General features: G+C 41.7%; 11 protein-coding genes and 1 pseudogene. 8 read left to right on the top strand and 4 right to left on the bottom strand.

The genetic code is table 11. The annotated features are described in order from the left end of the window. Positions 1-89: 89 nt before the first annotated feature. From A7P54_RS17120 to A7P54_RS17105, 5 genes and pseudogenes are all read left to right on the top strand, one after another. Positions 90-482, top strand: coding sequence for a DUF2007 domain-containing protein (locus A7P54_RS17120; protein WP_171550293.1), 393 nt, complete (start codon positions 90-92; stop codon positions 480-482). An 84-nt stretch (positions 483-566) separates the two neighbouring features. Beyond that, positions 567-953, top strand: a pseudogene (locus tag A7P54_RS19010) (hypothetical protein). Between the two features lie 75 nt (positions 954-1028). Then, a complete protein-coding gene (locus A7P54_RS17115; protein WP_171550292.1) occupies positions 1029-1376 on the top strand; it encodes a GFA family protein in 348 nt (115 codons plus the stop codon). 22 nt (positions 1377-1398) lie between these two features. Then, the gene (locus A7P54_RS17110; protein ID WP_171550291.1) at positions 1399-1962 is read left to right on the top strand and encodes a DUF4256 domain-containing protein; all 564 of its coding nucleotides are present in this window, start codon (positions 1399-1401) and stop codon (positions 1960-1962) included. Between the two features lie 133 nt (positions 1963-2095). Further along, positions 2096-3259 (top strand): acyl-CoA dehydrogenase family protein, encoded by a 1164-nt coding sequence (locus A7P54_RS17105; RefSeq protein WP_171550290.1) that lies wholly within the window; start codon positions 2096-2098, stop codon positions 3257-3259. Positions 3260-3319: 60 nt separating this feature from the next. Here the strand turns inward: A7P54_RS17105 and A7P54_RS17100 are convergent, their stop codons facing one another. From A7P54_RS17100 to A7P54_RS17085, 4 genes are all read right to left on the bottom strand, one after another. Beyond that, a complete protein-coding gene (locus A7P54_RS17100) occupies positions 3320-4057 on the bottom strand; it encodes a hypothetical protein (RefSeq protein ID WP_171550289.1) in 738 nt (245 codons plus the stop codon). 17 nt (positions 4058-4074) lie between these two features. Then, positions 4075-4692 carry a hypothetical protein gene (locus A7P54_RS17095; protein WP_171550288.1) on the bottom strand — a complete coding sequence of 206 codons (618 nt, stop codon included), beginning with the start codon at positions 4690-4692 and terminating at the stop codon, positions 4075-4077. A 119-nt stretch (positions 4693-4811) separates the two neighbouring features. Beyond that, the gene (locus tag A7P54_RS17090; protein ID WP_171550287.1) at positions 4812-5321 is read right to left on the bottom strand and encodes a GNAT family protein; all 510 of its coding nucleotides are present in this window, start codon (positions 5319-5321) and stop codon (positions 4812-4814) included. After that, entirely contained in the window at positions 5318-5917 is a 600-nt protein-coding gene (locus tag A7P54_RS17085; RefSeq protein WP_171550286.1) for a TetR/AcrR family transcriptional regulator, read from the bottom strand. Before A7P54_RS17085 ends, A7P54_RS17090 begins: the two co-directional genes overlap by 4 nt. A 195-nt stretch (positions 5918-6112) precedes the next feature. On the opposite strand from A7P54_RS17085, the gene A7P54_RS17080 reads away from it, so the two are divergent. The 3 genes from A7P54_RS17080 to A7P54_RS17070 are packed head-to-tail and all read left to right on the top strand — an operon-like array spanning position 6113 to position 10423. Beyond that, complete coding sequence (locus tag A7P54_RS17080; RefSeq protein ID WP_171550285.1) at positions 6113-7921, top strand: acyclic terpene utilization AtuA family protein; 1809 nt, start codon at positions 6113-6115, stop codon at positions 7919-7921. Between the two features lie 10 nt (positions 7922-7931). Beyond that, the gene (locus A7P54_RS17075; protein ID WP_004802601.1) at positions 7932-8807 is read left to right on the top strand and encodes an SDR family oxidoreductase; all 876 of its coding nucleotides are present in this window, start codon (positions 7932-7934) and stop codon (positions 8805-8807) included. 2 nt (positions 8808-8809) lie between these two features. Then, positions 8810-10423 carry a carboxyl transferase domain-containing protein gene (locus tag A7P54_RS17070; RefSeq protein ID WP_171550284.1) on the top strand — a complete coding sequence of 538 codons (1614 nt, stop codon included), beginning with the start codon at positions 8810-8812 and terminating at the stop codon, positions 10421-10423. Positions 10424-10425: the final 2 nt, after the last annotated feature.

The raw sequence follows: 10425 nt of genomic DNA, 5'->3' as shown, positions 1-10425 counted from the left end.
AGGTTGGGGTGTTTTTTATTGGCTAAAATTTTATATACTGGTTGTTTTAGTTGTTTTAGTTGTTTTAGTTGTTTTAAGGGCTTTCTGATATGACTTGGATCGTAGTACAAAGCTTTTCATTTCCCTATGAAGCTCAAATTGCTAAAACTCAGTTAGAGGCCGCTGAAATTCCAGCACGTATTGAAAATGAACATACTATTAATATGGATTGGCTTTACTCCAATGCTTTAGGTGGTGTGCGACTGTTAGTTCCTGAAAGCTATGCAGAAGAAGCTAAAGCATTACTTGCTCAAGATTTTAGCCAAGAATTAGAACAACAATTTGGAGCAAGTGAAAGCTGTCCTAAGTGTGGCAGTACTGATATACAACCTTATACAGAAGGTAAACGCCCTGCTTATGTGGTTTTCCTATTGCTTGGTTTTCCACTCTTTTCGTATAAAAATGGAACGAAGTGTCGGCAGTGCCAACATTTTTGGAGTTAGTACTGTAATGAAAAGCGGCAAGATGTTTTAAATCATGCATGATTGGTTTATGTTCAAATTACAATAAAAAAGAGTATTTAAATAATGAAGATTGCCAAGCATATTTTATGGATAGACTGCACTGCGGCTGCATTTGCTGGGCTGATCGTATTACTTGCTGCACAATAGTTAAATCAACTCTATCATTTACCCAAGGGGATTATTGTTTTTGTGGGTTGTGTGAATCTCTTATACGCAAGTTATTCATTTACACTAGCTAATTATAAAAAACGCTCAATGCTCCTTATCAACATCTTAGTGACTGCAAATAGCATCTGGGTTTTGGTTTGTCTGTTTATCCTTTGGCGATTTTGGCAACAAATGACTATCTTTGCAGTGATCCATATTGCTGGAGAGGCTGTCTTTGTTGGTGCTTTGGCTCGATTGGAATATCAATGGCGACATCAACTTACATTTTCTTATCATGAATGAAATAACTAAATTAAGTGGACATCACTTAAACAGCTTTGTCTAATACAGTAGAACAGAATAAAAAAGGAAAATAAGATGGAATATAAAGGAAGTTGCCATTGTGGAAAAATTACCTTTATTGCACAGGGTGATTTGACTGAAGCAATGTCATGCAATTGCTCGATTTGCCAAAGAAAAGGTTCTTTATTGTGGTTCTTGCCTACGGATAAAGTTGATATTGTAGTTCAAGAAGATGTTTTAACTCGTTACCAATTCAATAAGCATGTGATCGACCATCATTTTTGTAAGATCTGTGGTATTCATCCTTATGCAACAGGCATTGATCCGCAAGGGAATCAGATGTATGCCATTAATATCAGATGTATCGAAAATTTAGATTTGGAAAGCATCAAAATCAATCATTTTGATGGTCGTTCTGTTTAACACTCAAATTCAGAGAATAAAAATGACCAAGAAAAAGCAATTAAATGCGGAACAGACGATCGTGTTGTTCGAGATATTAAAAAAGCGTTTTGAAGCCAATATGCATCGGCATCAGGGTTTGAATTGGGTGAATATCGAGGAACAGTTGAAACAGCAACCCGAAAAGCTATGGGTATTGAATCAAATGGAAGAGACCGGCGGGGAGCCAGATATCGTTTCACTTGATTCTGAACTAAGTGAGATCATCTTTTATGATTGTGCTGTAGAAACACCAAAAGGGCGTAGGAGTCTCTGTTATGATCGCGCTGCTTTAGATGCACGTAAAGAACATAAGCCTGAAAACAATGCGGTCGATGTGGCCGAAGCCATGGGAATTGAATTGCTCACAGAAGAGCAATATAGGCAGTTACAGTTGGTAGAACATTTTGATCTAAAAACCTCAAGTTGGGTAAAAACCCCAGAAGATGTGCGCAAATTGGGTGGTGCAATTTTTTGTGATAGCCGTTATGGCCGTGTTTTTACCTATCACAATGGTGCTCAATCTTACTACGCAACCCGTGGTTTTCGTGGTCGATTAAACCTATAGTTTTGTGATTCGATTATCCTTTGACATGTTTTTTTAATCTTTAATTTTGCCAAGCGCTTGCTTGGTTTTTCTGGTTTTGCTACTTTAGTGCTCATTCAATAAACAATGATCAATAATTGCTAGGAAGCAGAATATGCACCTTAATCCTTTGTACTATAACGAGCAGCATCTTGAATTTGCCAAGAGTATTCGACGTTTTGTTGAAAAAGAAATTTCGCCTTTTATCAATGAATGGGATGAAAGTGAAACCTTTCCGCGAGAGCTCTATAAAAAAGCCGCAGATATTGGTCTATTGGGATTAGGCTTTGAAGAGCAGTATGGTGGGATTGCGGGTACAGATGCATTTTATACGTTGTTATCTTCGATTGAGTTAGCAAAATGCGCTTCGGGTGGCTTAGCTGCTTCTTTACTGTCGCATACCATTGGTGCGCCACCAATTCAGCACTTTGCCAACGAAGAGGTTAAAGCTCAAGTACTCCCTCAGATTTTGTCAGGTGAAAAAATCTCGGCACTGGCAATTACTGAGCCAGGCGGTGGTTCAGATGTGGCTTCGCTCAAAACTAAAGCTATACGTGAGGGTGATTATTTTCTGGTGAGTGGTGAAAAGACCTTTATCACTTCAGGGATGCGAGCAGATTATTATTCAGTGGCAGTGCGTACTGATCCGAATGCGAAAGGAGCAAATGGTATTTCAATGCTTCTCATCGATGCGCATAGTGCAGGGATTAGTAAAACTAAACTGGATAAGATGGGATGGTGGGCATCCGATACGGCACATTTGCATTTTGACAATGTCAAAGTGCCTGCTAGCCATTTATTGGGTCCTGAAAATATGGGCTTTCTGGTGATTATGAATAACTTCAATATGGAGCGTTTTTTTCTTGCGGCCAGTAGTTATGGATTTGCCTTGACTTGTTATGAGGAAGCATTGGATTGGGCTCAGCAACGTCAAACCTTTGGTAAGCGTTTGGTAGATCATCAGGTGATGCGTCATAAACTGGTAGATATGGCTACGCGACTGACCGCAACACGTGCTTTATTAGAGGATACTGCTTATCGTTTAGGTAAGCCTGAATTGCAGGTCAGTGAACTGATTGCTCAGATTTGTATGCTGAAGAATGTTGCTACTCAAACCATGCAATTCTGTGCCGATGCTGCGGTACAAACACTCGGGGGCATGGGCTTTATGCGGGGTACTAAGTCTGAACGTATTTATCGTGAAGTGAAGGTCAATATGATTGGTGGTGGTGCAGAAGAAATTATGAAGGATTTAATTAGTAAACAATTGGGTTATTAAACTCATTTCATACTTGATTAAAAGTGCGGTTAAAACACCGCACTTTTTCATTTTTGAAATTTATTCTAGTTCAGCTAATTCTTCTAAAGAAATTTGACGGATTTCAAAGATGGGTTGTTTTAGAAATGAATTCAGTGCTTTGATATCAATAAATCTTATGCTGTCTAATGCAATACCTTCGATACTATCTTTTTCGACATCGTAACGAATATCCGCAGTTTGCTCGATAAACTGTTTCAATAATAATGGACTATCACTTAACTCTGAAAGTGGTTTATTCATCAAGGCTTCGAACTCATAATCCATCGCATAAATATTGGATTCCCACATAACATCGCTAAAGTTCTCATCTTGGCTAGAAATAATGCTGCCAGTTTCATAGCCAGTAAAATAGTCTTCTTCTGAATTGATCCAGAGCACATAGCAAGGTTGTGTCGCATCGATTTCTAAGAGTTGATACCAGACAATACCCGAAATTTTGGCAAATTCGAAAGCATCATCTTCATTCAGCTTTGGAATTTCACCATCTTCGATATCAAACTTTTTGCCTGTTTTTTCTAATACCAAAGCTTCAAGTTTTTCGTAGATTTCATCATCTACTTCGCCATTGCCGATGTCATAGTTACAGAGTTCATCATAATATAAGCCCTCAACAACTAAGGTTTTATAGGCCTTTTCTGCTTCAACTTTATCTGTATAAATCTGTTTGATTGCCCCAGTTGAAACGCAGTTGGTTAGATGCCATTCGTCGTTATAGGCAAAGTCATTTTGACGAATCACGTATTGGATATTGCTCATTTTTATTTCCCCTTAAGTTAAGCAATTTTAGTTTTTAATTCTTGCAGCTTAGCTGCACTAGGCGGCACAGCCATGCCATTGTCCATCCAGAGTTCAAAACGCATCGGATTGAAAAAGAACTCGGGACGAATATCAAAATCAATCAATTTGGCTTCACTTTTTCCCATCATCGGAAGAATGGTATTGATAAACCAACTATTATGGGTGATCAGTAACGACTTTAATTGTCCCGTCACCGATAAGGGAGAGAGTAGTGTTGCTGATACTTTTGGGTCGTCAATCACATCAGCGTGGAATTTCTCTAGGCGTTTTGCTAACCCATCTGTAGGAATATCCTGCATCGCTGCAACAAAATCACCTAAAGTTGGAATAAAGCGGTGATGGAAATCAACCAATAGGTGATCTTTTTCACAGAGGTCTTTCACCTCGATGCTTTTACCAGCACTATTTTCGAAGTGATGCCCAAAGATCGGAATAATAACTTCCTGAACACCCCAAAAGGTATGCAAGATACGATGGCGATTGTCGGTACACAACATTTTGGTGCTGTCGATTAGTGCATGAATATCAATATAATCTTCAAGCTCGCCCCCACGACGTTTCACCGAAATATTGGCATGTTGTACTGGATTCATTTTTACGAATTCTTATAATCATTTGATGTTTAAGAACAATAGCAGCTTTCTGATACAACGAATATAGATAAATAGACGTGAGCGATAAGCTGTGTCGTGCTTAAATTGGAATCAATTTTTTAGAATGCCTGATATTTTTTATCGGTCCAATCCGAATTTAAAATTGCCCAACGTTCATGATCTTTCCATTCTTTTCCGCCCACTCGTAGGTACTGGCGGGAGAAGCCTTCTTTTATAAAACCTGCATTTGCGACAAGGCGAATAGAGGACAGATTGTCTGGTTGGATATTGGCTTCTAGTCGATGCAGATTCAGTGTTTGAAATGCTTCGTGTAAAACCAGTTGCAGCCCTTGTCGCATATAGCCTTGTCCGGCATGAGGATAAAAGGATTCATAACCTAAATAGGCAGAATGGAAGTGACCACGAACGATATTGGAGATATTAAAGGTGCCGACAATGGTATGATTTTCTTTCAAGCAGACGAAATAACGGTGTTCTTGTGCGAGATATTGTTCAAAATCAGTTGGTGGATAAGTCCAAGATTGATGCAGTTGAATACTATTTTGGTAGGCAAGTTTGATTTCAGTTAAATCACTGAGTTGAGGCTTACGCAAATAGATAGCACTCATTTCACCGCCATTTCCCAAACCATTTCAGTCAATTCATCAATTTTGACTTTGCCTTCAGGTCTGTACCATGTCACGGTCCAAGAAATTGAGCCACCAAGCAAACGACGCCAGATAAACGCATCGTGTTTGACTTTGCCTTGAGCACGTAATTTTTCAATCACATCCAACCAGACTTGCTCATATTCATTACGCATTTTCAGCAGGTAATCTTGTTTTTCTTTAGAAAGGGCAAACCATTCGTGTACCAATACCGCCATAGCTGCACCCGTATCACCTGCAATCGACAGCAATTCAGACTTAATTAAATGACGTAACTGTTGTTCGGGGTCAGTTGAGCGTTCAGCAGCTTCTTTTAAACGGGCGAAGTTATAGATAATGGTTTGTTCCATCACAGTCGCCAGAATTTCATCTTTACTTTTAAAATGATGAAACAGGCTGCCCGATTGAATGCCAATAAATTCACCGAGTTGACGAACCGTCGTTTTGTCATAACCTTGCTTATAAAACAGATAGGCAGCACCTTGCAGTAAACGTCCACGTGGACTGTCATCAAAACAAACAATTTTGGGTATTTGTTCAATTGAGGTTGCGATCATGCCTATCCGTCTATCCCGTTTAATCTAAAGTGTATTGTAACAAAATTCATTTGATGCATTGTCTTATCTTTTTATAACAAGCATTTGCTTGAGTTTGTCGGTTTTTGCCAATACAGCATAGCATTATGCACTTTACAAACCAAGCACTTGCTTGGTAATGTTAAGGCGTTTTTAGCAATAACAATGAGAAAGCGCATGACAACTGTCAAACAGGATGACCAGAGGGTAGTCAAAATTGGGTGTGCATCAGGCTTCTGGGGCGATACCAACACCGCTGCATTTCAGTTGGTGCATCTGAGTGATATTGATTATTTGGTCTTTGATTATCTGTCAGAAATTACTATGTCGATTATGGCCAAGGCGATGATGATCGATCCAAGTCATGGTTATGCGCTGGATTTTGTCAGTCGAGTGATGGCACCCCTGATCAATAAAATTGCTGAGAAAAAAATAAAAGTGATTAGCAATGCGGGCGGGGTGAATCCACTGGCTTGCCGTGATGCCCTACAGAAAATTATTGATGAAAAAGGCTTAGATTTAAAAGTTGCAGTGGTGTTAGGTGATGATGTATTGCCGAAGCATGCTGAATTATTAAACCAAAATGTGCGAGAAATGTTTAATGGCGATGCCTTGCCTGCACATGTTGCCAGTAGTAATGCCTACCTCGGTGCTGTTGCGATTCGCGATGCCTTGGACTTAGGTGCTGATATTGTGATTACTGGCCGTGTGGTCGATTCAGCGGTTGTGCTTGCTCCATTATTACATGAGTACAAATGGTCACTGGATGATTATGACAAGTTGGCACAAGGTTCTTTGGCAGGGCATGTGATCGAATGCGGTGCACAGTGTACAGGTGGAAACTTTACTGATTGGCGTCTCGTTCAAGGCTTTGACAACATGGGCTTTCCGATCGTGGAAGTGAGTGCTGATGCTTCATTTATTGTGACCAAGCCGAAAGGGACAGGTGGCCTCGTTTCAACTGCAACCGTAGCAGAGCAGATTGTCTATGAGATCGGCAATCCACAAGCCTATCTTTTACCTGATGTGAGTGCTGATTTTAGCCAAGTCCATTTAGAACAGGTAGGAGAGCATCGGGTCAAAGTGAAAGGTGCAACAGGGCGTGCGCCAACTCAGCAATATAAAGTGAGTGCTACCTATGCGGATGGTTATCGTGTTTTGGTTAGTTTCTTGATTGCAGGTCGTGAAGCGCCAGAAAAAGCCCAAGTGATCGCCGATGCCATTATCAACAAATGTGAACGGGTGTTAGCACTACGTTCAGTTCCTCCTTTTAGTGAAAAGTCGGTTGAGATTCTCGGGATTGAAAGTACTTATGGTGCACATGCGAAAGTGAAAGATAGCCGTGAAGTAGTGGTCAAAATCGCGGTTAAGCACTTGTTTAAAGAAGCTTGTATGTTCTTTGCTTCTGAAATTGCCCAAGCTTCTACAGGGATGGCACCTGCATTGGCAGGAATCGTCGGCGGTCGACCTAAAGCCTCGGCAGTGGTGAAGCTATTTTCTTTCTTGATTGATAAAGATCAATTAAAGGTAGAAGTCGACTTTGCAGGACAGCGTTATCCCGTTCAAATCCCCGTTGGACAAGCTTCACAGGATTATATGCAGCATCTCGTTGGTGACGTAGCCGTATATCAAGGTGATGAGATTGAAGTTCCTCTCGTTGAAGTTGCACATGCACGCAGTGGAGATAAGGGCAATCACAGCAATATTGGGGTGATCGCGCGTAAGGCTGAATATTTACCGTGGATTCGTGCGGCACTGGCTGAGGCCAATGTTGCAGCGTATATGCAGCATGTTTTAGATCCTGAAAAATCAAAAGTGATTCGTTATGAACTGCCTGCCATGCATGCGCTGAATTTCATGTTGGAAAATGCATTGGGCGGTGGTGGGATTGCCAGCTTACGAATTGACCCACAAGGGAAAGCTTTTGCACAGCAATTATTGGATATGCCGGTGAAAGTACCTGCACAACTGTTAGAAAAATATTAAGGATGTAAACATGGGTTATCAATCAATTTTCAGGGCGGATGCATTTGCTGACAAAGTCATTATCGTGACTGGTGGTGGTTCTGGTATTGGCCGTTGTACTGCACATGAGTTGGCTTCTTTAGGCGCACAAGTGATCATCACAGGCCGTAAAGTTGAAAAACTAGAAAAAGTCAGCCAAGAAATTCTGGAAGATGGAGGCAAAGTCCATTTCATCGTCTGTGATAACCGTGATGAAGAGCAAGTCAAAAATATGATTGCTGAGGTGCTGGAAAAATTTGGCAAGCTCGATGGTTTAGTCAATAACGCGGGGGGACAATTTCCTTCTGCATTAGAGAATATTTCTGCCAATGGTTTTGATGCCGTGGTCCGTAATAACCTACATTCTACCTTTTACTTGATGCGTGAAGCTTATAACCAGTGGATGGCAAAGCATGGTGGTAGCATTGTTAATATGACTGCCGATATGTGGGGAGGTATGCCGGGAATGGGGCATTCAGGCGCAGCACGTTCGGGTGTTGATAACCTGACCAAAACTGCTTCAGTAGAATGGGGTAAATCTGGGGTACGTGTTAATGCAGTTGCACCGGGCTGGATTATTTCTTCGGGCATGGATAACTATAGTGGTGATTTTGCCAAAGTCATTATTCCAAGTTTAGCGAGTAATGTTCCATTAAAACGGATGGGCACCGAGTCAGAAATCTCTTCAGCGATTTGCTATTTACTTTCAGATGCTGCTGCTTTTGTATCTGGTGTCACCCTGCGTATTGATGGGGCAGCTTCACAAGGTACACGCATGTACCCACTGGCAGATGCGACCAATAATGAAGCCTTTAATGGTTTCCATCGTGCTTTTATTCCTGACATATTCAAAACAGATGGAGAATAAACATGAGTATTCTTCGATCTGAAATTACGGTGGGTAGTGAACAATACCAGCAAAATCGAGAGGCATTATTAGCGCAGTTGGCTGAAGTGCGTGCGGTGCAGCAAAAAAGCATCGATAAATCTTATGCGGCAAAACCCAAGTTTGATAAGAAAGGCAAAATCTTGCCGCATGAACGTATTCGTTTGCTGTTAGATGCAGATTTACCTTTTGTCGAGCTATGTGGTCTGGTGGGCTACAACATGCATGACGATAAAGATGGTTCCGAAGCAGGTGGGGGGGTGATTGCAGGCATCGGTTTTGTTAGCGGTGTACGTGCGCTGGTTTCTGCCAGTAACAGTGCCATCAAAGGTGGCACCATGTCACCGATGGGAGTGCATAAAACCCTACGCCTGCAAAAGATCGCATTAGAGCAAAAGTTGCCGATGGTCACCTTGACTGAAAGTGGTGGCGCAAACTTGAATTATGCCGCGGAAGTATTTACCTATGGCGGTATGACTTTTGCCAATCAGGCACGTCTATCCGCAGCAGGGATTCCACAAGTAGCGGTGGTGCATGGCAATGCAACTGCGGGTGGTGCTTATCAACCAGGTTTGTCTGATTATGTGATTGCGGTGCGCAAGCAAACGGAAATGTTATTGGCTGGCCCACCACTGTTATTGGCAGCTACAGGCGAGGTGGCAACTGCGGAAGAACTGGGCGGTGCAGAAATGCATACCCAAGTTTCAGGTGTGGCGGAATATCTTGCCGAAAATGATGCCGATGGGATTCGCTTAGCACGTGAGATTTTCGAGCATCTGAATTGGAAAGAGCAAACTGCACAATCCAATCAGAATTATAAAGAACCACGTTATGCTGCTGAAGAGCTGTTAGGCATTGTTCCACAAGATCCAAAGCAACCTTTTGATATGAAAGAGATCATTGCACGGATTATTGATGATTCGGATTTTCTCGAATTTAAGCAGGAATATGATGCCTTAACTGTTTGCGGTTGGGCCAAAGTGGGCGGACTACATATTGGCATTATTACCAATAATGGGCCGATTACCCCACAAGGGGCAGCCAAAGCAGCACAATTTATTCATCTGTGTGAGCAGACCCAACGCCCACTTTTATTCCTGCACAATACCACTGGCTTTATGGTGGGAACCGATGCAGAGCAGAACGGGATTATTAAACATGGTTCCAAGCTGATCCAAGCAGTGGCCAATACGACAGTAGCCAAGATTTCTATTGTGGTGGCAGGCTCTTATGGCGCGGGTAACTATGCCATGTGTGGTCGTAGTTTGTCCCCGCAATTTATCTTTGCATGGCCAAACTCACATGTGGCGGTGATGGGCGCGGCACAAGCGGGCAAAGTCTTGCGTATCGTAGCTGAGGGCAAACAAAAAGCCTCGGGGATGGAGCCGAATCCGCAGATGCTGGATTTCTTGGAACAAAGTACAGCGATGAAATTGGAACAACAGTCAACGGCTTTATTTAATACCGCAATGCTGCATGACGATGGCATCATCGACCCAAGAGATACCCGTAAAGTATTGATATTTTTATTACAAACCATTTATGAAGCACAACAACGTGAATTAAATCCAACACGTTTTGGTGTGTCGAGATTTTAATA

This window comes from Acinetobacter sp. Ac_3412 (genome assembly GCF_013072675.1).
GTDB classification, from domain to species: Bacteria; Pseudomonadota; Gammaproteobacteria; order Pseudomonadales; family Moraxellaceae; genus Acinetobacter; species Acinetobacter higginsii.
The sequence above is the reverse complement of the archived record's forward strand: the minus strand, read 5'-3'. Positions and strand labels throughout refer to the sequence as shown.